Here is a 21,402-nt window from a genome sequence, read left to right as displayed (position 1 = left end):
CTCTGTATTATAAATGTTTTAATCTTTTCCATGTGAGAAGTATTTTTCAATGAATAAAATAGGAATGACCCCAATCACATAAGCCAAGAGGTCTAATGGGTCAAAGGTGCTTCCCACCATTATTTGAGCAATTCTGTTTTGAATGTTAAGCACGGTCGCTATTTTAAAGAGCTGCGCAAATTCTACTGCAAAGGCAAAGAGAAGTACAAAAATGATAGCTTTTTTTATAGTAAGTTTTGTGAAAGACCTTAGCAAGGTATAGCACAAGGGTATGACCAACACATCCCCTAAAAAACCACGAACTAGATCGTGAAAGTGAAAATAGGCAATGGCGATTTCGGTAACCAAAATCAAGCAAAAAATCGTGAAATATCGTTTCATAAATTGATATGTTAAAGACCGAAGCGCAGATGTATCATCTGAGTCACTTCGGTCTTCTAGTTAGCATTTAATCATTGCCCCAATCAATTCGTCTGGAAGCAAACATAACTACGGCAAGAATCACAAAAAGACCAACACTACCTACCAACAAGGCATAATTTTCTAATTGTATGATCACATAAATAAATCCGTATAGTGATGCTAACGAAGCACAAACTAATAAAGGAAATTTGAATCCTTTAAGTATGGCGCGAGAATAAATCGTGATAAGGCCCAATACGGCTGCGGCAGCGATCACATAAGCTTTAAAGAACGAACTGTGTTCACTAATGGAGATAAGAAGCGTGTAGAACATCACAAGTGCAAGTCCGATCATTACATATTGAAATGGATGGATATAAATCTTACTGGCAATTTGAATTAACAGAAAGACCAAAAGGGTAAGCCCAATGACCATAAAACCGTATTTAGCTGTACGTTCGCTCTTTTGATATTCATCAACGGGAACCACGAAATTTGTCCCAAAAGCAAACTTTGAAAGGTCTGGTATTTCAGAAAAAAATTGCTGCTGAAATTGCCTGTTTATCTGGAAAGCCTGCCAATCTGCGTGAAACCCAGTGTCTTCAATACGCTTGGTTTCTTCGTTGGGTAACGGACTCCCGTCAAAACTTGGAGAATGCCAATTTGAATCCATGGTCACGGCGGTTTCTTTTCCCAGAGGAATAAATTTTAAACTTTCACTTCCGTTAATGATTAGATCGAATGTAAATGACACAGGATCATTGTTTTCTTCGGAATAATTTTTTACAAAACTACTCTCAATAATGTTGAGATAGCTTTGGTTGTATTTTGGAGTCATCGCTAAAGTCTCATCACCCAATGTCACAGCTACGCTATTCCGAATTCCTTTTAAATTTGAGGTTCTAATTTCTACGGAAATGCGATCCCATAAAATATCTTTAGGTTTAATGTCTTGGTCGCTAAAATCGATCTTCGGAAAGTTTCCTGAAAGCGTATTATTTGCGGTATAAACAACCGACTCGTAAATGGTGCGGCCACGTTCAATGTATTTTACATCCGAATCAATTTGAAGCGAGTCGGGTAGGAGATAAGCAGTTTTGACGATGGTTTCGGTATTGGTTTGAAACGTTTTCGTCTTTTCATTATAGATCCGCTCTTCCTTATATGTTTTATATGGAACCTTTAAAATAGGACCTGAGAGTAACACTTCATTTCCCCATTTGCTGTTGATCTCTCGAATTACTTCTGTTTGACGGTACGCTCGCTCGCTAATGAGCATTTTTACAAATTGTAAGGGGATAAGTAATACCAACAATAAAAATCCAACCACCAGCATACGAGCTGTGATCGAGTTGCGTAACCAATTTCCAAATTTGCTTCTTTTCTGTTCCATAATTGTATGTTTTAAAATGTTTGTATTTGGGTTAATTTTTGATTGTACTGTTTTTGTAGGTTTTGCAGGCTCTTTTGAATAGCTTCGGAAAAAATGGTGCTTCGGAAAAGCTTATAGTCAATGAGAAGTAGCTTTTTAAAATCGAAATGATGAAATCGGTTGCTTTGTTTTCCGAAGAAATAAGCTTGTTTGTAGTAAGAAGCATATTCCGGAAGTAAGAGGGTTCCAAGAATTAAAACACCTAACAAATAGGGCGTTCGCTTTCCATTTCCGAAGCATACATATTGCAAGGCGATCTCGTCTTGTACAGATGTTGAGAAACCAGTAAGTAAATGATAGGCATCATGTCGCTCCACTTTAGGAATGAGCTGAAACCCTTGGTCGTGGAGAAATTTCCCTAATTGATGGCCAAAGGTGTTTGAGGGCATGGCCATCAGTTGATCATTAGTGATCTCCCAGGGCTGCTTCTTTTTAAAATACAGATAGGCCTTTTGAGAGATCTCAAACAACTTTTCGATAAGATATTTTCTATAATTCATTTTTTAAAGTACTTTGTTTTTCAAAGTAGATTGATAAAAAAAAGGATGTTATTGTTTTTTTATCAATTTTTCAAGTGCATTAATATGTTTTTGAAATTCATTTTTCCCTAGGGGAGTGGCGCTATAGCTGGTGTTAGGTTTTCTGCCTATAAATTGTTTTTCCACGTTGATATATGCCTCTTTTTCTAAAGCTTTTATGTGGCTCGCAAGGTTTCCATCGGTTACATCGAGCAGTTCTTTAAGGCGATTGAAATCGGCTTCATCATTTACCACCAAAATTGACATGATGCCCAGACGGATACGATGATCGAATATTTTATTTATGTTGTCTATTATGCCCACCGTTCTTATTTTTTCTCTTGCATATACATTAGGCTTCCATAAATGATATGCATGACTCCAAATCCTAAGATCCAAAACCAAAATCCGTAGCCAGGAAGCGCTGCGCATATTAGCCCTGCAATGATCTCAATATACCCTAGATACTTTACATTTCCAATAGTATATTTAGAAGCGTTTACCAGCGCTAAGCCATAAAAAATAAGCATAAGGGAGGCCGTTAATCCATAATGCTGACTGTTTAGTTTAATAAGAATATAAATTCCTCCAGTAACCAAAGGGATCAGAAAGTTAAGAAGTAGTCTTTTAGTGGTTGTGTCCCATATCTTTACGTTATGACGTTTTGCTTTTTGAGTGGTAAGTAAATAGGCAGTTATAACGCTTAAAACGGCCACTCCTATAAGGAGTCCGATTAACATTTTAAAATTCCAACTATGCAGTACTACATATTCGCCTGAAGGCAGTAAAAAAAAATACGCAATTGCTGCGCCAATTAGGGCATACATACCGGCAAAAATTCCAGAGAGACCACTTAAAGAGATAAATCGGGACGAACGATTCATCATGTTCTTTATTTCACTAATGTCTTTTAAATAATCTTGTTCACTCATAGCTAAAGTACTTTGAAAAACAAAGTAAATGTATTATTTTAAGTTAGAGGGAGTTTTTTTAAAATATTTAACAAATAAGGAAAAACCCCTTTATTAAATAGGGGAAAAACCCTCTTGTTCGGTGTATCCTTTCATCGCCTCTTTGATAATATCAGGATTACATTCTTAGGTTTGTAAGTCCCTGACTCTTAATCATCTTGGTATCGATTGGGGAGTTGATACTAATGATTTCGTTAATGGCCGTCCTTTTTAGGGCGGCTTTTTTTTGTTCTATCGGAAAAACCCCCAACTAAAAAACAGGTATTTACCTCTTGTGTAGGAACCACTTTGAGCCCATCTTTGTAGTAATAAATTAATTGGGGAATTGATTTAGCTTTTTAGTTTAAAAGGATCGTTTGAGGAGGCGATCCTTTTTTTTATCTTCGTTTTAATGAATCCCGCCGAAAACTATATACTAAGTCAAAAGGAACCTTTTCGTTCCATCTTGTTGCATCTTCAAATAGTTATCGAACAAACCATACCTGAAGCTCAATTAGTTTATAAGTGGCGATTACCGTGCTATTATTTAAACGGCAAAAAAATGTTTTGCTATTTTAATCAGTCGAAAGACTACGTTGACATAGGTTTTTGGAATGCTTCTCACTTTACAAAACACACCGAGCTCCTCGTTTCAGAAAAAAGAAAGAAAATAAGATCACTTCGCTACTTCAAGCTTGAAGACATCAATGATAAGATCCTAAAAGCGGTACTCGAAGAAGCGTACTCGCTAAGAGATATAAAATTTTATAGTTGATTGATCGTCTTCCGAATCGCAACCAAATCGGTTAACAATTTTTCAAGATTTTTTAGATCCAACATATTAGCACCATCGCTTTTCGCATTGGCAGGATCAAAATGGGTTTCAATAAAAATTCCGTCAACCCCTGAAGCAATCCCAGCTCTTGCAATTGTTGAAATCATTTCCGGACGACCTCCTGTTACACCAATACTTTGATTGGGTTGTTGTAAACTATGCGTGACATCCAAAACCACTGGCGCATATTGTTTCATGGTAGGAATTCCTCTAAAATCAACAATCATATCCTGATATCCAAACATGGTTCCTCGGTCGGTGATCAGTACTTGTTCGTTACCAGAATCAGTGACTTTTTTAGCGGCGTGTTGCATGCTTTCCGGACTCATAAACTGGCCTTTCTTCAAATTAACAACCTTACCCGTTTTTGCCGCAGCAACCACCAAATCGGTTTGACGCACCAAAAATGCCGGAATTTGAAGCACATCTACATACTTTGCAGCCATAGCCGCATCGCTAACTTCATGAATGTCTGTTACCGTAGGTACATCAAATCGTTCAGAAACTTTTTTGAGAATTTCAAGCGCTTGAATGTCACCAATACCTGTAAAACTGTCTATCCGACTCCGATTCGCCTTTTTAAAACTTCCTTTAAAAATAAACGGAATTTCTAAAGCATTCGTGATCGTCAAAATCTTCTCCGCAATATGCATAGCCATTTCTTCTCCTTCGATAGCGCACGGCCCAGCTAATAGAAAAAAATTATTGCTTTGTATATGTTTTAAATTCGGTATAAGTTCTAAGTTCATTGTAGTGCTAATTTGAAGCGCAAAGATAGGTAATAAACAAATTGAACTAAAATTCTTAGAAAGCCTTATTCTTTTAAAATAAGAAGTTCTTCTTAGTCTTTTAACTTTCATATTATATTTTAAACTTTGCCAAAGCGAATTATGAAGAACCCGAAGAAAGACGATATATCTAAAAGACCTTGGCCAACAAAAGATGCCATGGAACAGGTTTATGCCCTAAAACTTTGGGGAGATACTAAATCAACCTTTTATTCGGGTATAGGTTCGCATCATCCTGAGATCATAAATCCTTATATAGCTGCTCTAAAATCATTTTTGACTACTTTTAAAACCCCGCTTGTTGTATGCGACCTGGGCTGTGGGGATTTCAACGTAGGAAAGCAATTAGTGAAATTTGCTGAGAAATATATCGCTCTAGACATTGTCACAGATCTTATAGCGCATAATAAAGCACAGTATGTTGAAGAAAATTTAGAATTTCATTGTCTGGATATCACCTCAGATCAACTACCCTCTGCCAATTGCGCTATTCTAAGACAAGTACTACAACATTTATCGAATGCCGAAATTCAACGCCTTGTAGCGAAGTTGCCTAATTTTAAATATGTTGTCTTGACCGAGCATCTTCCAGAAGGCGATTTTATTCCTAATAAAGATATTATTTCCGGACAAGGAACTCGACTCAAAAAACAAAGTGGTTTAGACTTGTTGGCTCCTCCCTTTCACTTAAAGGTGAAAGACGCTAACGAAGTGTTGTCTATTACTTCAAATAATTTTAAAGGGAGGATCGTGACAACGATCTACACCATGTTCTAACTATGTGTAATAGTTTTTTTTTGTGCTTTGGAAATTTTAACGCCTTATAAATTGTGCGGCTACCATTGTCTTTGTCTAGCGATCTCGGCTTAATTAAAATCGTTGGTCGAACGTTTAAAGAACAAGCCTGACTTCGGAAGAAGCAGTTAAGTCATTTACCTTATTTCTTGATTACTCGGAAAGTTTCAAAAGCGCCATTTGTGCCTTCAATCTTCAGATAATAAATACCGGCAGCTATTGTTGAAATATTTATGGCATTGTCAATTCTTTCACACGGTATGATTTGCCCAAGAGAATTTAAAAGTGAGAGTTGAGCAATAGGTGCTGCACTTTGAATGTTGATCACATTTGTAACCGGGTTTGGGTAGATGGTTACCAGATTAGCCTTATTTTCATCAACACCAAAGATTTCATCAAATTCATACCAAGCTATAGTATTATCAAAGGAAGATGTAGAAATTATATCTAGGTCGCCATCTCCATTTAGGTCGGCTGCTGTGGCTCCTCTTGGTCTATCTACTTCGCTCGAAATTATTTTCTTTGAGCTAAAATTACCTTGACCGTCCAAATTCTCAAACCAAACAATTTCATTTTCATCGTAGATTGACATGAGGATATCTTTATCTCCGTCATTATCAACATCGTGACTTTGAAGCGAACCAGAGAAATTTGTATCAAAATAAACAAATTTTGGCTCACTGAAATTACCCATTGCGTCTAAACGCTCAAGCCAATAAATATAATCATTAAGTTCATCATGTTGTGTTCTTATAAGTAAATCTACCATGTCATCACCATTAAGATCAGAAAGAAAAATATCATCGATGCTCGTTGCATCTGAAAGAAATTGAAATTGGTAGACCGTTTGTTGAGACTCAAAGGCACCTTGGTTATTTTCATACCAAATAATTTTCCCAGGTGAGAGATCCCAAGAAGCAGTTAAAATATCATTGTCACCATCATTATCAAAGTCTAAAATTCTAAGGGCTGAGAAATCAGTCAAAAAATTATTATCCAACAGATGCGCAGTGCTAAAATCATCAGTGCCATTTAAATTTTCAAACCAGACCAGTCCTAGATTATACAGATCGGCTATCACCTCTAGATCACCATCATTATCTAAGTCTCCAGCGGTCATAGCATATGGGACTGAGCTTTCATCAATTATCTTAGGCGTGCTATAGTTCGCTGGACCACTAAGGTTTTCTAACCAACGAATACCATCACCATTAGAGGAATATATAACATCATCATCACCGTCTCCATCGAGATCGAAAAGTTGAACACCTGTACAACCAATGATTCCGTCTTGAATTAGTTGTTCAGCCCCAAAATTTCCCAACCCATCCATGTTTTGAAACCATACAATTTTTTCTCCGTAGTAGCCAAAAGCTATAACATCCATAAAACCATTATCATTGATGTCGGTTGCAATAGAAGAATCTGCCAGATCCAGTTCGGTAGTAATAATATGTTGTGGACCAAACTGAGCTGCAAGGGGTATTGTTAAAAAACAACTAAGAAGAACAAGAATAATAGCTTTCATAATGGTTTACAGGGTTGGTTGATTAAATATAGTGATTTTCTTTTAAGGAAATGATGTAGTGTATATTATGATATCGTATTTCATGAATGACGTGTTTATTATTCAACCAAGCTAGGCTGCGTTTTAGTCTAAGACCGCGCTAGGGGTAGTAGCGGCATCTCACGCCAGAGGAACGAGTGGCGGGAATATAGCGAATGACCCGACCCAGCCCGAAAGAAAGGAGGGTCTGGGAAGCGCCCAAAAACCCACATGTTAAATATATCCATGAACCATAAAATAATTCATTAAATAACAGTACTTTTGCAGCCTGTAAATAAAAGCTACTTTATAGGATGCTTTTGTATACTGTAAAATTCTATTAATTAAATAGTTATCCGTCGTATCGGATTTTGAAAATGAATACTAAAAACATAGCTATTATTGCCCACGTTGACCACGGTAAAACGACTCTTGTTGATAAGATCATGCACCACTGTAGTCTGTTTCGTGAAAACGAAAACACAGGAGAGCTTATTCTCGATAACAACGATCTTGAGAGAGAACGCGGTATCACGATCACTTCAAAGAATGTTTCGGTTGTCTATAAAGATACCAAGATCAATATCATTGATACCCCTGGTCACGCCGATTTCGGTGGTGAAGTAGAGCGTGTATTAAATATGGCAGACGGCGTTTTATTGTTGGTAGATGCCTTTGAAGGGCCTATGCCACAAACACGTTTTGTATTACAGAAAGCGATCGACCTTGGTTTAAAACCATGTGTGGTGATCAATAAAGTAGATAAAGAAAACTGTACTCCAGACGAAGTTCACGAGTCGGTTTTTGACTTAATGTTTGAATTAGGCGCCGAAGAATGGCAGCTTGATTTTCCTACCGTTTACGGAAGTGCGAAGAACAACTGGATGAGCGATGATTGGAAAAACGAAACTGAAAACATCGAACCACTTCTCGATATGGTTTTGGAACATATTCCAACACCAAAAATTCAAGAAGGTACAACACAATTGTTGATCACATCACTCGATTTTTCATCGTTTACAGGACGTATCGCTATTGGACGCCTTATGCGTGGCGAGTTAAAGCCAAATATGCAAGTGAGTTTGGTAAAACGTGATGGTTCAATACAGAAGACAAAAATTAAAGAAGTACACACTTTTGAAGGTTTAGGCCGTAAAAAAGTGGATTCGGTGCAAGCCGGTGATATTTGTGCTATTGTTGGATTAGATGGTTTTGAAATTGGCGACACCGTTGCCGATCTTGAAAACCCAGAGGGGATGAAAACCATCGCCATCGATGAACCTACAATGAGCATGTTGTTTACAATTAATGATTCTCCTTTCTTCGGAAAAGATGGAAAATTTGTAACCTCACGTCATATTAAAGAGCGTTTAGAGCGCGAATTGGAAAAGAACCTTGCCTTACGCATGGAACCTACAGATAGTGCCGATAAGTTTATGGTATTTGGTCGTGGGGTACTGCATTTATCGGTTTTAATTGAGACAATGCGTCGTGAAGGTTATGAACTACAAATTGGACAGCCGCAAGTGATCATTAGAGAGATTGATGGTGTTAAATGCGAACCAATGGAAGAAATGACTATCGATTTACCTGAGCATGTGAGCGGTACTGCTGTAAATATGGTTACTATTAGAAAAGGTGAGATGGTGAGTATGGAAGCTAAAGGAGATCGTATGATCTGTAAGTTTATCATTCCATCACGTGGTATTATTGGGATGCGTAACCAATTGCTAACGGCTACGGCTGGTGAAGCGATCATGACACACCGCTTCTTAGAATATCAACCGCTTAAAGGAGGTATTCCAGAACGTCAAAACGGAAGTTTAGTTTCTATGGAAAATGGTTCTGCGATTCCTTACTCAATCGATAAATTACAAGATAGAGGACGTTTCTTTGTAAATCCGAATGAGAATATTTACGAAGGACAAGTAATTGGTGAGAATACACGTCAGGATGATATGACTGTGAATATCACCAAAACTAAAAAGATGAGTAACGTACGTTCTTCTGGAGCAGATGATAAAGCAAAGATTGTTCCTGCGATCAAGTTTTCGTTGGAAGAAGCGTTAGAATATATTCAGAAAGACGAGTATGTTGAGGTGACGCCAAATCACCTTCGATTACGTAAGATCTACCTAAAAGAAGTAGACAGAAAGCGCAATAAGATCTAAGATCTAAAAATAACTTCGGAATGGACCAGTTCAATTTCCGAAGTGAATAAACAAAGAATCCGCAGTTTACAACGCATAGCGCATGTAAGTTAGCGGATTTTCTGTTTCTGAAAAAAACAGGGATCGAGTTAAAAAAAGGGCGTAGATGTTACTTAAACTCTATGTTTTTTAGTTTCTTTGTTAACTCATTGTAAATTCTAAGTTAATTTACAAATAAAGCAGTATAGCGAATGAATTTTTTGTATTTCGACCCGGGATTGGGAGCCATGATTGTACAGGGGCTAGTTGCTGCGGCAGCTGGGATCCTATTGTTTTCCAAAAATGCATGGTATAAGGTGAAGGCGTTTTTCGGTCTCTTAAAGGAGGAAGATGATACGTATGATTCAATTGACATTGATGACAAAGACACCGAAACCGATGGCAACAAAAACTAATATACACGAAGCTTCCTTTCGTGATCCTTCTGGATATATGTTTTATGATGGTGTGACGCTACGTCGCGCCATCAATCCTATTTATTTTCCACAATATAAGAAATTGACCGAAAGTGGTTTTTTTGCCACCTTGATCAAAAAAGGACTGTTAATAGGGCATACCGAGACTTCAGTTTCCGAAGAAAAGATCGTTATCACTCCTGAGCCTATACCATTTATTACAAATCCGTATGAATGGAGTTTCGAGCAGTATAGACATGCTGCGCTACATACATTAATGATCCAGAAATACGCCTTGTCTAAAGGCTTTATTTTGAAAGATGCCTCGGCTTACAATGTGACCTTTTATAAAGGGAAACCAGTGTTTATCGATACGCTTTCATTCGATTTCTACGAAGAAAACACACCTTGGCGTGCTTACAAACAGTTTATAACGCATTTCTTTGGTCCGTTGATCCTTGCCAAATACCACGGCACCGATGTCTTTAAAATGATGCAGACGCATATAGACGGGATTCCGGTAAAGATGATCGCTTCAATGCTGCCAAGCAAAACAAAATTGAGTTCTACGCTTTATACCAATATTCACTTACTCGCTAAAATGGAGAGTAAGCACAGTGAAGACTATAAAGCTGAAACCAAGGTTGCAAAACTTTCAAAAAAGGCGCAAAACAATATTTTAGAGAGTCTCTTTAATTATATTAAAAATTTAGAGCTTAACGAAGCTACCGAATGGGGTGATTATTACAGCAAAACTAATTATGAAGCGGCGGCTTTTGAAGGCAAGAAAAAATTAATACGCAATTGGGTTGAACCTCTAAAGGCTCAAAGACTTATAGATGTTGGAGGAAACGATGGAACCTTTGTGCGAACCATCATCGATCTAGTGCCGCATGTGATTGCGACTGACATTGATGCCAATGCCGTTGATCATAACTATAAACAGATCAAAGAAAACAAGGAGACCAATATGCTTGGTTTTGTTTGCGATGTATTGCAACCTGCTCCAGGAATTGGCTTTAACAATACGGAAAGAAGTTCGCTGATAGATCGTTTAAAAGAATATGCACCCGATGTAACAATGGCATTAGCACTTATTCATCATATCACACTTTCTGGCAACGTCCCTTTTGAGAAGTCGGCTGAATTTTTCGCTACCTTTTCAAAACGTCTCATCATTGAGTTCCCTAAACGCCAAGATTCTTGGGCTGAATCACTACTAGTAAGAAAACGCGAATTTATTAATCACTTCGATTTTTACAATGAAGCCAATTTTGAGACGGGTTATCTTCAATATTTTACGCTTGAAAAGAAGGAAATGGTTCCTGGAACCCAAAGGGTGCTATATTTATTTCAGAAAAAATAATCACAAGACCTTATGGAAAGTAATATCAAGGAAATTACTGCTAAATCTGCTGTAATAACAGGTCTTGGCGCAGGATTGTATCCGTTGTTTTTTTACTATTCCAACAATTATGCGCTCATCAATTCTTGGAATCATCTAGGATTTTTTATCGTGTTCTTTTTAGTATCACCTGTGGTGTTTTTTCTGATCTGTCATTTTATATTCAGAATAGAAAAACTGAGGTCAGTGCGTGAGAAGGTCTTTACTTTTTTTAATATTACCGCTTTTTTAAACTTTATAGCGCTTTGTTTATATGCCGATATTAAGTGGGGCCTTGTTTTTGGTGCCGTGGCGGTAGGTGTACTTGCAGCTTTGTTTCTAAGTAAATTCCTAAAAAAAATTGTGCTTTTGCAATTAGTCTTAGCAGCAGTTAATTTATTTTGGTTGGTGCCTACCATCTTTGAGCAGCTTAATTACAATGATTCATGGACACAACAACCAGACGATATTGAATCTGTTGTTTTTAAAAAGACCCCTAACGTATATTATATTCAGCCCGATGGATATTTAAATTTTTCGGAACAGTATAAAGGATATTATAATTTGGAGCCAAATCCCTTACAATCTTATTTGGAGGAAAACGAATTTACACACTACCCAAACATACGAAGTAATTACACATCTACGGTCATATCAAATGCTGCTACGTTTATGATGAAGCACCATTATTATAACTATGGTTTTAATTTTACTGAAATCACTAATGGTCGGCAAATCGTGATGGGAGAAAACCCAGTGATCGATATTTTTAAAAAGAATGGCTATAAAACTCATTTTGTTAGTGAAACACCTTATTTAATGGCCAACAAGCCTAAGATTGGTTACGACCGAAGTAACTTCAATAAAAGAAATATAAATTATATTACAAAAGGCTTCGACAGAAAACAAAATGTTCTTGATTCATTACAGCGCTATTTAAAAGAAGATCCCAATAAAAAGAAATTCTTCTTTATCCAGATCTTTAAGCCAGGCCATGTGCCATCAATGCCCGAGGAATCTAAAGGAGAAGTTGCCAATAAAAAACGATGGTTACAAAATTTAGAAATATCGAACAAACAACAAGAAGAAATAATTGACACAATTTTGGTGTATGATCCCAATGCATTGATCATGATCATGGCCGATCATGGTGGTTACTTAGGTTGGGATCATATGATGGAAATTCGTTCGAAATCACAGGATCGAGATAAGCTTTACTCGGCTTTTAGTACCAATTTAGCAATACATTGGCCGGGCCATGAACCTCCAAACTTTGATCACAATTTTAAAAGCGGCGTCAATGTGTTTAGGATTCTGTTTTCATATTTGGGTGAGAACACACAATATTTGGAAAATTTACAAGATGATGGTAGCTTTACTATCATTAAAAACGGCGCCCCCAAAGGTGTGTATAAAGTAATTGACGGCAAAGGAGATGTCACCTTTGAGAGATTTGAGTGATGAAAGACAAAAACAATAAAAATTTGGTAAGCCAAATAAACGATAATCAAGTCCTCAAGATCCTGCTCTCGGGATTAGGAGTAGGTCTTTATCCAACACTTTATTTTTTTTCTAGGAAGCCCGATATTTTAACATCATGGAGTCATTATGCTTTTTTTGGCGTTACATTTATTGCCATTCCGATAATTATCTTTTTGGTGATCCAGAAATGGATTCCGTTTAAAAAATCATTGGTTAAAGACAAAATTCATACGTTCTTTAGTGTCTCATTGTTTTTTTTCTTTTTACAATTAATACTTTTTACGCAACATCATAAAAAGCTAACATTACTGGCAATCGTATTGGGCTTTATAATTGCCCATTTTCTTTGGAAACATATTGCGAAGATCATTCTTTTACAACTTATATTGGCGATACTTACACTTCCGCTAATTTACAAAGCGGTACAGTTGCGAAATTCATATTCAACAACATGGATGCAACAAGAAGATAACATCGAAGATGCTGTCTTTAAAAAGAAACCTAATATTTACTTTATTGAGCCTGATGGGTATGTAAATTTTTCAGAGCTAAACAAAGGATTCTACAAAATTGAAAATAAAGAATTTGAACAATATCTCGATCAGCGAGGGTTTGTTGCTTATCCTAATTTCCGAAGTAATTATCCTACTACTTTGGCTTCAAACGCATCTTTTTTTTCTATGAAGCACCATTTTTTTAATAAAGATCTGAAAAGTGAAGAGGTGCAATTTGCCCGCGATATTATTTTTAACACAAACCCTGTTTTAGAAATACTTAAAAAGAACAATTACACCACCAACTATATAACTGATACGCCATACCTCCTTTCTAATAGACCAAAGATGAAGTATGATGCAACTAATTATGGCTTCTGGGATGTCTCCTTTATTGATAATGGAATTCGCGACCAACGCGCCAATGTACTAGAAGATTTTAAAAGATTGCGAATAACCAATGACGAGCGCCCTTCGTTTTTCTTTATACAATACCTCGAACCTTGGCATATTCACACCCGAGAGATTGGTTCTGCCGGAAAAGAGAAGGAACGAGAGATGTATCGCGACCGACTCTATGATTCGAATGCTAAAATGCAGCAGATCATAGACATAATTTTGGAGAATGATAAGGAAGCATTAATTGTGATGATGGCAGATCATGGTGGCTACGTAGGCATGGATCACGGACAAATGGCCTATACAAAATCAACAGATCGAGACTTGGTACACAGTATCTTCAGTAACGTTTTAGCAATTCATTGGCCCAATGACGACAACCCGAGCTTTGCGACGGAAACTGGTTCTTCGGTCAATCTTTTTAGAATGCTTATCAGTTATCTTTCTGAAGAGCCAAAATACCTTGATCATCTGCAAGACAATAGCAGTTATATTATCTTAAAGGAAGGGGTTGAACACGGAATCTACCAGTATATTGATAACTTCGGAAATATCTCATGTAAGCCAGTTTCTTCTATAAAAGACAACTAAAATAAACTACTTCTTTAAGCCAAGAATACTAAAGAATAAACTGAATAGTATAATTTGTACGCCCAAAAGAAGGGTGGTAACCGCCGGAATGACAACGCGCAATATATTGGAGCCATTAATATTTCCGAAGTGAAGCTCCTGCCAATTATGATAGGCTATAAAGCTTAATACAATTCCTAGAATTACTAAAAGAAATCCTACAATGAGTCCTTTTTCAAGATTGATAAACTTGAAAAGCGAATCATATTTTTTGGACTTCGGAAGGAGTTCATTTTCTACAGTATATACCTTTGTTAAACCGTAAAAAAGCAAGAATTGAAACCCAATAAGTACTAAAACTGACGTAAAAAGCAAAGTGTGTACGTCAAAAGTGATGTCCCCAAGTTTCAACGGACCAGCGATCAGAATCCCTGAAGTTATCATCCCAAAGATCATTAAAATAAGCCCTGGAATAAGGAATAGCCACTTCGGACTATAAAGCATTAAAAAGCGTAAATGTCTCCAACCGTCGCTCCAAGTATTGAGGTGTGGTGGCCGTGTACGGCCGTCGGGAGAAAGAATGGTAGGAACTTCAGCAATGCTTAAGTTTTTGAGCGATGATTTTACGATCATCTCACTCGCAAATTCCATCCCCGTGGTCTTTAGATCCATTTTATAAAAGGCCTCTTTGCTAAACCCGCGTAATCCGCAGTGAAAGTCACCGATCTTTGAATTAAAAAATAAACGGCCAATAAAAGATAAAACAGGATTTCCTAAATAACGATGTAAAAAAGGCATAGCTCCTTTTTTGATACCGCCTTTAAAACGATTTCCCATTACAAGATCATAGCCTTCTCTCAATTTATCAACATAAGGCATCATGTTACTAAAATCGTAACTATCATCTGCGTCACCCATAATGATATACTTTCCGTGTGCGGCATTAAAGCCACCCATCAATGCATTTCCATAGCCCTTTTGAGGCACATCGATCACACGGGCGTTAAGATCTGTTGCGATCTTCTGAGATCCGTCGGTACTACCATTATCGGCTATAACCACTTCTCCATTAATGTGCTCCCGTTCAAAAAACGACTGTGCTTTTTGAATACAAATAGCGAGCGTTTCGGCTTCATTAAGGCAAGGCATTACAACAGATAACTCAGGATTCATAGCGCGATTTTAGTTTTTTCAAAAGTATCAATATTATAAGCAATGCGAGTGCATAATTGTAAAATAAATAGCGCTGTATTGAGTGCGACGCTACTGCTACGATCATTGCATTTGAAAGTAAAAGTAATGTTGAAAATAGAATAAACCCATTATTCCTTGAAAACTTTCGAAGTACCTTCCAAAGACTGAGAATAGCCAACACGATCATAAAGAACAGCACAAAAACCGACTGAAACCCGTGGACTATTCCAGCAAAATAAATGGCTGCCCATTCCTTAAAATTGGCCTTCAGTAACACAGGAAACATCGCCTTACAGGCTTCTTCGGTTCTTATGGAGTTGAGATGTGGTGTTTGGTCTAAGGCGTAATAATAGGCCTTTCCCTGCGCATGAATATTCTGATTGCAGATCTGCGGAAAATGCTCGTGAAATACCATATATTTTGCGTTATAACTCCCATTTACCTTACTGCTTAAGAGTTTAAGGCTGTCAATGCGCTCATAAGACATTTTAAAGATGTCTTTATGTGCTTTGGAAGCGATCAAATTGATGTTGTCTGCTTCAGAAACAAACAAGGGCAATGTAATAGCATTGACATAACTGTAGGGCGTTTTGATAAAATGGCCGTAAAATAATTTGCGGTAACTACTATCTAATAGCCCAGAAAACACAGGAAGCAATAAAAGCAGAGCGATTAGTAGGATGTTTCCTCTGCGGAAAGTAGCTTTCTTTAGTTTTAGGAGGAGCATAAAAGCAATGATAGGACCCACTACAATAAATTGTCCGCGTGTAAGCGCCAAAGCAAAAAAGATTAGTGAGACGTGTAGTACTTTTTTTCGATCCCCAATAAAGATCAATTCGCTGGCAAAAGCGATGAGCAAGAGATATAACGGATATGCTAAACCTTCAGAAGTTAGATTATTTGCAATTTCAAAAGGCGGAAAAAAAGGAAGGATCAAGACCGCAAGCAACGCTATTTTAGAAAAGACCTTCAGAAATAATAAACCAACCATTTTTTTATAAAAGACAATGATGGCAATAAATGAGAAGATCAAATGGACAGCTACTGCTACAACATCAAAAGAGCTTTTAAACAGAAATTGAAGACTGCGCAAAAACAAAATATAGCCAGGAAAGCGTGATATATCGGCACGTAGGTAACTATAGGTGTCTGGTGAGTAGAGCGGAGGTTGCAAGATAAAAATGACGAAAACGATCGCAAAAATGGCAAGTAATATTGAATTTTCTGATCTGTTTTTACCGCTGAAAGCTGATTTTATACCCAATTTTACCTTTTTTTAAGCGTTATAAAACGCGTGTTAAAAGTAAAAATAATTTTAGTTTTACAGCAGCGAACTTAAAATGGTTCGTTATTGAACCAATCAACCGTATGGATACCAAGCTCACCGTTGAAAAATACAGTGCATCACACAAGCATCTTTGGGACACCTTTGTCAAGCAGGCAAAGAACGCGACCTTTTTGTTTGAACGTGATTTTATGGAGTATCACAGCGATAGGTTTAAGGATTTTTCTTTGCTTGTGTTCAATAAGGGAAAATTAATTAGCATCTTGCCAGCCAATGTTGTTGAAAACGAAGTGTTTTCACATCAAGGTCTTACGTATGGTGGTTTTGTATTGAGTCCGAAAACAAAATTTACAGAGGTTTTGAATTCTTATAAAGCAGTCCTTGTTTTTTTATCTTCGGAAGGCATCAACAAATTACATCTCAAGCCTATTCCAAAAATATATTGTTCGCAGCCATCAGACGAGATCGATTATTTACTTTTTTTAACCGAAGCGCAACAGACACGGGTAGATCTTTCAAGTACGATTGATCTTGGCAACCCGTTAAAGATTCAAAGTAATAGAACCGAAGGCGTTAAAAAAGCAATAAAGCAAAACCTGATTATTTCCGAAGTAACTGAATTTCATTCTTTCTGGGAAGAAATATTAGTTCCCAATCTAAAAAAACAGCACGCCGCGAAACCTGTTCATTCTATTGATGAGATCACACAGTTAGCACGATCCTTTCCGAAGAACATCAAACAATACAATGTATACCAAGGCGAAACCATAGTAGCAGGAGCAACCATTTTTGAAACCGAACATCTTGCTCATGTACAGTATATTTCGGCGAATGCCAACAAACAGCAATTGGGAAGTCTTGATTTCTTATTTCATCAGTTGATCACTGAAAAATATGCTAATAAGCGCTATTTTGATTTCGGTGTGTCTAATGAAAATGCAGGCCGAAATGTAAATAAAGGACTCCTTTATTGGAAAGAATGCTTTGGAGCGCGCAGCATTGCGCAGTCTTTTTATACCGTACAAACAGCGCATCACAGCCAATTAGATTCCGTTTTTATATGATCTCTTTTTTAGATATTCACAAGATAAACGCCCGATTTGAATCGCAGTTTAAAGCGCAGTTTCAGGCATTTTTAGATTCGGGCTATTATATTTTGGGAAACCAGGTGACACAGTTTGAGTCGGCTTTTGCAGATTATTGCGGAACCAAACATTGTATAGGCACCGGTAATGGTCTTGATGCACTTCGGATGATCATAGAGGGCTATAAGCTTTTAAAGAAGCTAAAACAAGGCGATGAGGTGCTTGTCGCGTCGAATACCTTTATCGCGACCATTCTAGCCATCAAGCAGGCTGGTTTAACGCCAGTTTTGGTTGAAGCGGAAGCTAGTTCCTTTAATTTTGACTTGGACGCGCTTAAAAAATCGATTACTTCAAGGACAAAAGCCATTATGCCAGTTCATCTTTATGGGCAGTTAGCGCCTATGGCTTCTCTTGCTGAAATAGCGAAGAAACACGACCTATTAATTATTGAGGATGCTGCGCAAGCCCACGGCGCAAAAGGTAGTGACGGTAAACTCGCTGGAAATTTAGGCGATGCCGCCGGTTTTAGTTTTTATCCAACTAAAAATTTAGGAGCTCTTGGTGATGCAGGAGCGGTTACTACTAATGATGACGCCCTTGCCGAAGCCATTAGGAAACTTAGAAATTATGGAACGAGTTCAAAATACGTAAATGAAGTAGTGGGGTTTAATTCTCGTCTCGATGAAATTCAAGCTGCGTTCTTAGCTGTTAAGTTGCCCTTGTTGGATGCTGATAATCAAAAACGAAGGGAGATCGCAATGCGCTATATAGCTGAAATTCAGAATTCAAAATTGAGACTACCTACATATGATGGTGGTAAACATCACGTATTCCATTTGTTTGTGATTCAGGCTGAGGACCGACCAAATTTTACGGCCTACCTAGTTGAAAATAATATAGGTTCGCTACAACATTATCCTATTGCTCCACACCAACAGCAAGCATTAAAAGAGTACGCTGAGTTGCATTTTCCTATTTCAGAAAAAATTCATGAGCATGTGGTTAGTATTCCTATGAGTCCTGTAATGAGCGATGAAGAAGTTGACGAAGTAATTCGGGTTCTCAATCTTTATTAGAACTATATATTTTTAAGTTTGACAAACGAATAAAAACCAAAAACTATTTTTGAAATTACCTGCCTTTATACAATCCAATTTGCTTCTTAAGATGACCTCGCTCAATGCGGTGGTTGTGAGTATTCGGTTGGTTATCTCTGCGGTTATTCAGCGTTTGTTGTTCGATCATATTGGAGCAGAAGGGCTTTTTAAAATTGGTCAATTACGAAGTTTAACACAACTACTAACTTCAATAGCCTCTTTGGGCGTCTTTAACGGAGTAGTAAAATATTTAGCCGAATACAAAGAAGACAAAGAGCAGTTGCAGAAATTATTTTCCTCTGTTTTTGTATTTATTGTTTTTGGATCACTCGCTTCTGGGCTTGCATTATTTCTATTTGCCGAACCAATAAGTGAATATCTGTTCAAAACAATTCATTTTGCCTATTTAGTAAAATTAATCGCGGTCTTGGTTCCTTTTATTGGCGTACAGCGTGTCTTTAATGGTGTTGTTAACGGTCTATCTGAATATAAACAATTTGCAAAAATTGAACTAGCGAGTTACATTGTGAGCGCAGCTTTATTAGTATTTTTTCTGTTCCAGTACAATATAGATGGTGCGCTTATCGCCATTGTGCTTGCTCCGGTGATTCAAGTGAGCGTAATGCTCATTATCTTTTTTAAGATCTTGCGCGAGTATATTCAGTTTTCTAAACTTTCTTTTAAAGCTCCCTTCGCCAAAGGATTATTGGCCTTTGCACTGATGTCGTTTGTTTCAACGGTCTTATTACATTTTGTGGAGATCGACGTTCGTTCTATGCTTGCTGAAAAAATGACCGAAAAAGATGCAGGAGTTTGGACCAATGTTTCTTTTATTTCAAGTAATTATATGGTGTTTGCTAGTTCGTTGTTTACACTCTACGTGATTCCAAAATTCGCTGGAATCTATACGGGTTCAGCATTTAAAAAGGAAGTTTTCTCCATCTATAAAACATTACTACCCATTTTTGGAGTAGGTATGATCCTTGTTTATTTACTTCGGAATGTCATCATAGAATTGTTGTATCCAGGCCTTGTTGAGATGGAGCCGCTCTTTAAATGGCAACTATTTGGAGATTTTATTCGCTTGGCGAGTTTGGTGCTAGCGCATCAGTTTTTGGCTAAAAAGATGGTGCGTAATTTTATCTTTACTGAAATTCTTTCGTTATCACTTTTCTCCGGACTCTCATACTTTCTCGTTCAAGATTATGGGGTGGAAGGTGTAGTAATTGCCCATTTTATTCGGTATGTGATTTACGCAGCGGTGGTTACTTTCTTAATTTGGCGCTATTTTGCTAATCGAAGAAACACCAGAGAGAAGCTTGAAGATCCTAATCTGTAATTTCAATATCTGAGTCGGTTTGTATCTCTGATGTCCATTTTGCAACATACGATTTTGCAGATTTTATATAATCGTGTTCTTTTTCAACAAAAGCGCGAGCTGCTTTACCAATTTCTATAATTTTTGACGGATTTTCAATGAGCCAAATGATCTTTTCGGCAATAGCATTTGCGTCGGGAAGGGCATTTATAGCGACCGTGTCTTCGGTTAAACCATAGTAATCGCACCATTCTTTTTCGGCACCTGTAAAGACTACTTTTCCTTTACTCATAGCTTCTAAGGCATTAAAACCTTGATCATACGCAAATATCTGATCAAGCAAAATATGTGCGCGATTGTACGATTCGATATAAACAGCATATGGAACACTTCGGGTTGTGATGACTTCTACCTTCTTCGGAAATTTTTCTTGTACAATGGCGAGCGCATCTTCAAAAATATCGTTCCCTTTTTTGTAATAATTATTTGTATTAATTCCGTGGAAGATGACGATCTTCTCTTCGGAAGTCATTGGAATAAACGGAATTTTTGTCGCATTTACAGGGTTGGGTATCATGCCCAGATATTTATCATTGCCAATAAGAGGAATATGATAATCAAGATCTGAAGCAATAATTCCTCGAATCTGTTGGTAGATAAATTTATGTAGCTCTTCGTATGCTGGCGTAAGATATTTGGTTGCTGGCATAAAAAGTTTTTCGCTTCCTTTCTTTTCAAAATAGGGTGTAAGAATGGAGTATCGAAATTTCTTTTCAAACGCGTATTTAACGCTTAAATGATCGGTTCCGCAGGAAAGAAGAAATACATTTTTATTGTGATCGAATATAAATTGCAATAACTGTTTTTCTATCTTCGGAATACATTTAAAAGCATTTTCATTGATCAGCTGAACAACATCATAGTTTGTAAAATTATTCTGCTGCGCAAAAAATTGTTTCCTGATCGAAAGTGAAGTGATATCTGTTTTAAAAAGTTTGTAGATGACCTTTTTAATAAATAAAGGAAAACCAGAAGTATAGCGTTCGCTTAGGTTTATATCGGTCGTGATCTGCTTAAAACCATCGCCCAAGCCTACGACGGTCACTTCATGACCTAAATGAACCAACCCCTCTTTGAGTGATTTATGGAGGTTGCTATATTCGCCTACCAATAAAATTTTCATGCTGTAAATTATTTGTCCTACTTTTAGGCAAACTTCTGAC

The 21,402-nt window shown here is 37.2% G+C and carries 20 protein-coding genes; 10 read left to right on the top strand and 10 right to left on the bottom strand.

Features of this window, described 5'->3' with window-relative positions; all coding sequences use genetic code 11:
* Positions 1-18: 18 nt before the first annotated feature.
* The 5 genes from ACY2RU_RS16405 to ACY2RU_RS16385 all read right to left on the bottom strand — a co-directional run bounded on the left by ACY2RU_RS16405 (position 19) and on the right by ACY2RU_RS16385 (position 3,284).
* Entirely contained in the window at positions 19-381 is a 363-nt protein-coding gene (locus ACY2RU_RS16405; RefSeq protein WP_490139566.1) for a ribosomal maturation YjgA family protein, read from the bottom strand.
* 67 nt (positions 382-448) lie between these two features.
* Positions 449-1,795, bottom strand: coding sequence for a cell envelope integrity protein CreD (creD, locus tag ACY2RU_RS16400; protein WP_490139565.1), 1,347 nt, complete (start codon positions 1,793-1,795; stop codon positions 449-451).
* A gap of 11 nt (positions 1,796-1,806) precedes the next feature.
* Positions 1,807-2,334, bottom strand: a complete 528-nt coding sequence (locus ACY2RU_RS16395) for a hypothetical protein (RefSeq protein WP_490139564.1) — start codon at positions 2,332-2,334, stop codon at positions 1,807-1,809.
* A gap of 48 nt (positions 2,335-2,382) precedes the next feature.
* On the bottom strand, positions 2,383-2,676 hold the full coding sequence (locus tag ACY2RU_RS16390; protein ID WP_490139563.1) for a winged helix-turn-helix domain-containing protein: 294 nt from the start codon (positions 2,674-2,676) through the stop codon (positions 2,383-2,385).
* A 5-nt stretch (positions 2,677-2,681) separates the two neighbouring features.
* Positions 2,682-3,284, bottom strand: coding sequence for a hypothetical protein (locus tag ACY2RU_RS16385; protein WP_490139562.1), 603 nt, complete (start codon positions 3,282-3,284; stop codon positions 2,682-2,684).
* A gap of 430 nt (positions 3,285-3,714) precedes the next feature.
* Here ACY2RU_RS16385 and ACY2RU_RS16380 point away from each other — a divergent pair, with 430 nt between their 5' ends.
* Positions 3,715-4,077 carry a DUF1801 domain-containing protein gene (locus ACY2RU_RS16380; RefSeq protein ID WP_490139561.1) on the top strand — a complete coding sequence of 121 codons (363 nt, stop codon included), beginning with the start codon at positions 3,715-3,717 and terminating at the stop codon, positions 4,075-4,077.
* Here the strand turns inward: ACY2RU_RS16380 and kdsA are convergent.
* Entirely contained in the window at positions 4,068-4,886 is an 819-nt protein-coding gene (kdsA, locus tag ACY2RU_RS16375; RefSeq protein ID WP_490139560.1) for a 3-deoxy-8-phosphooctulonate synthase, read from the bottom strand. The genes ACY2RU_RS16380 and kdsA overlap by 10 nt on opposite strands.
* Positions 4,887-5,027: 141 nt before the next feature.
* On the opposite strand from kdsA, the gene ACY2RU_RS16370 reads away from it, so the two are divergent.
* Positions 5,028-5,702 carry a class I SAM-dependent methyltransferase gene (locus ACY2RU_RS16370; protein ID WP_490139593.1) on the top strand — a complete coding sequence of 225 codons (675 nt, stop codon included), beginning with the start codon at positions 5,028-5,030 and terminating at the stop codon, positions 5,700-5,702.
* 160 nt (positions 5,703-5,862) lie between these two features.
* Here ACY2RU_RS16370 and ACY2RU_RS16365 read toward each other — a convergent pair whose 3' ends face one another.
* Positions 5,863-7,248, bottom strand: a complete 1,386-nt coding sequence (locus tag ACY2RU_RS16365) for a T9SS type A sorting domain-containing protein (RefSeq protein WP_490139559.1) — start codon at positions 7,246-7,248, stop codon at positions 5,863-5,865.
* Between the two features lie 395 nt (positions 7,249-7,643).
* Between ACY2RU_RS16365 and typA the strand changes: the two genes are divergently transcribed.
* From typA to ACY2RU_RS16340, 5 genes are all read left to right on the top strand, one after another.
* Positions 7,644-9,437: a translational GTPase TypA gene (gene typA / locus ACY2RU_RS16360; RefSeq protein WP_490139558.1), complete on the top strand. Its 1,794-nt coding sequence runs from the start codon at positions 7,644-7,646 to the stop codon at positions 9,435-9,437.
* A gap of 230 nt (positions 9,438-9,667) precedes the next feature.
* On the top strand, positions 9,668-9,871 hold the full coding sequence (locus tag ACY2RU_RS16355) for a hypothetical protein (RefSeq protein ID WP_490139557.1): 204 nt from the start codon (positions 9,668-9,670) through the stop codon (positions 9,869-9,871).
* Positions 9,855-11,237, top strand: a complete 1,383-nt coding sequence (locus tag ACY2RU_RS16350; protein ID WP_490139556.1) for a class I SAM-dependent methyltransferase — start codon at positions 9,855-9,857, stop codon at positions 11,235-11,237. The genes ACY2RU_RS16355 and ACY2RU_RS16350 overlap by 17 nt, the downstream gene beginning before the upstream one ends.
* A 12-nt stretch (positions 11,238-11,249) precedes the next feature.
* Complete coding sequence (locus tag ACY2RU_RS16345) at positions 11,250-12,716, top strand: sulfatase-like hydrolase/transferase (protein ID WP_490139555.1); 1,467 nt, start codon at positions 11,250-11,252, stop codon at positions 12,714-12,716.
* Positions 12,716-14,221: an alkaline phosphatase family protein gene (locus ACY2RU_RS16340; RefSeq protein WP_490139554.1), complete on the top strand. Its 1,506-nt coding sequence runs from the start codon at positions 12,716-12,718 to the stop codon at positions 14,219-14,221. The genes ACY2RU_RS16345 and ACY2RU_RS16340 overlap by 1 nt, the downstream gene beginning before the upstream one ends.
* Before the next feature lie 6 nt (positions 14,222-14,227).
* On the opposite strand, the gene ACY2RU_RS16335 is transcribed toward ACY2RU_RS16340, so the two are convergent.
* Positions 14,228-15,373, bottom strand: coding sequence for a glycosyltransferase family 2 protein (locus ACY2RU_RS16335; protein ID WP_490139553.1), 1,146 nt, complete (start codon positions 15,371-15,373; stop codon positions 14,228-14,230).
* Positions 15,363-16,658 carry a hypothetical protein gene (locus ACY2RU_RS16330; protein WP_490139552.1) on the bottom strand — a complete coding sequence of 432 codons (1,296 nt, stop codon included), beginning with the start codon at positions 16,656-16,658 and terminating at the stop codon, positions 15,363-15,365. The genes ACY2RU_RS16335 and ACY2RU_RS16330 overlap by 11 nt, the downstream gene beginning before the upstream one ends.
* Before the next feature lie 104 nt (positions 16,659-16,762).
* Between ACY2RU_RS16330 and ACY2RU_RS16325 the strand changes: the two genes are divergently transcribed.
* The 3 genes from ACY2RU_RS16325 to ACY2RU_RS16315 are packed head-to-tail and all read left to right on the top strand — an operon-like array spanning position 16,763 to position 20,200.
* Positions 16,763-17,743, top strand: coding sequence for a GNAT family N-acetyltransferase (locus ACY2RU_RS16325; RefSeq protein WP_490139551.1), 981 nt, complete (start codon positions 16,763-16,765; stop codon positions 17,741-17,743).
* Positions 17,740-18,840, top strand: coding sequence for a DegT/DnrJ/EryC1/StrS family aminotransferase (locus tag ACY2RU_RS16320; RefSeq protein ID WP_490139550.1), 1,101 nt, complete (start codon positions 17,740-17,742; stop codon positions 18,838-18,840). Before ACY2RU_RS16325 ends, ACY2RU_RS16320 begins: the two co-directional genes overlap by 4 nt.
* 49 nt (positions 18,841-18,889) lie before the next feature.
* The gene (locus ACY2RU_RS16315; RefSeq protein ID WP_490139549.1) at positions 18,890-20,200 is read left to right on the top strand and encodes an O-antigen translocase; all 1,311 of its coding nucleotides are present in this window, start codon (positions 18,890-18,892) and stop codon (positions 20,198-20,200) included.
* Here the strand turns inward: ACY2RU_RS16315 and ACY2RU_RS16310 are convergent.
* Entirely contained in the window at positions 20,190-21,362 is a 1,173-nt protein-coding gene (locus tag ACY2RU_RS16310; protein WP_490139548.1) for a glycosyltransferase, read from the bottom strand. The genes ACY2RU_RS16315 and ACY2RU_RS16310 overlap by 11 nt on opposite strands.
* Positions 21,363-21,402 lie beyond the last annotated feature (40 nt).

It is taken from the genome of Ulvibacter sp. 2305UL32-6 (genome assembly GCF_058148545.1).
The sequence above is the reverse complement of the archived record's forward strand: the minus strand, read 5'-3'. Positions and strand labels throughout refer to the sequence as shown.

Bases quoted from the DNA above. Each gene is read 5' to 3' on its own strand.
- ACY2RU_RS16405 (WP_490139566.1), bottom strand. From the start codon at position 381: ATGAAACGATATTTCACGATTTTTTGCTTGATTTTGGTTACCGAAATC.
- creD (WP_490139565.1), bottom strand. From the start codon at position 1,795: ATGGAACAGAAAAGAAGCAAATTTGGAAATTGGTTACGCAACTCGATC.
- ACY2RU_RS16395 (WP_490139564.1), bottom strand. From the start codon at position 2,334: ATGAATTATAGAAAATATCTTATCGAAAAGTTGTTTGAGATCTCTCAA.
- ACY2RU_RS16385 (WP_490139562.1), bottom strand. From the start codon at position 3,284: ATGAGTGAACAAGATTATTTAAAAGACATTAGTGAAATAAAGAACATG.
- ACY2RU_RS16380 (WP_490139561.1), top strand. From the start codon at position 3,715: ATGAATCCCGCCGAAAACTATATACTAAGTCAAAAGGAACCTTTTCGT.
- kdsA (WP_490139560.1), bottom strand. From the start codon at position 4,886: ATGAACTTAGAACTTATACCGAATTTAAAACATATACAAAGCAATAAT.
- ACY2RU_RS16370 (WP_490139593.1), top strand. From the start codon at position 5,028: ATGAAGAACCCGAAGAAAGACGATATATCTAAAAGACCTTGGCCAACA.
- ACY2RU_RS16365 (WP_490139559.1), bottom strand. From the start codon at position 7,248: ATGAAAGCTATTATTCTTGTTCTTCTTAGTTGTTTTTTAACAATACCC.
- typA (WP_490139558.1), top strand. From the start codon at position 7,644: ATGAATACTAAAAACATAGCTATTATTGCCCACGTTGACCACGGTAAA.
- ACY2RU_RS16355 (WP_490139557.1), top strand. From the start codon at position 9,668: ATGAATTTTTTGTATTTCGACCCGGGATTGGGAGCCATGATTGTACAG.
- ACY2RU_RS16350 (WP_490139556.1), top strand. From the start codon at position 9,855: ATGGCAACAAAAACTAATATACACGAAGCTTCCTTTCGTGATCCTTCT.
- ACY2RU_RS16345 (WP_490139555.1), top strand. From the start codon at position 11,250: ATGGAAAGTAATATCAAGGAAATTACTGCTAAATCTGCTGTAATAACA.
- ACY2RU_RS16340 (WP_490139554.1), top strand. From the start codon at position 12,716: ATGAAAGACAAAAACAATAAAAATTTGGTAAGCCAAATAAACGATAAT.
- ACY2RU_RS16335 (WP_490139553.1), bottom strand. From the start codon at position 15,373: ATGAATCCTGAGTTATCTGTTGTAATGCCTTGCCTTAATGAAGCCGAA.
- ACY2RU_RS16325 (WP_490139551.1), top strand. From the start codon at position 16,763: ATGGATACCAAGCTCACCGTTGAAAAATACAGTGCATCACACAAGCAT.
- ACY2RU_RS16320 (WP_490139550.1), top strand. From the start codon at position 17,740: ATGATCTCTTTTTTAGATATTCACAAGATAAACGCCCGATTTGAATCG.
- ACY2RU_RS16310 (WP_490139548.1), bottom strand. From the start codon at position 21,362: ATGAAAATTTTATTGGTAGGCGAATATAGCAACCTCCATAAATCACTC.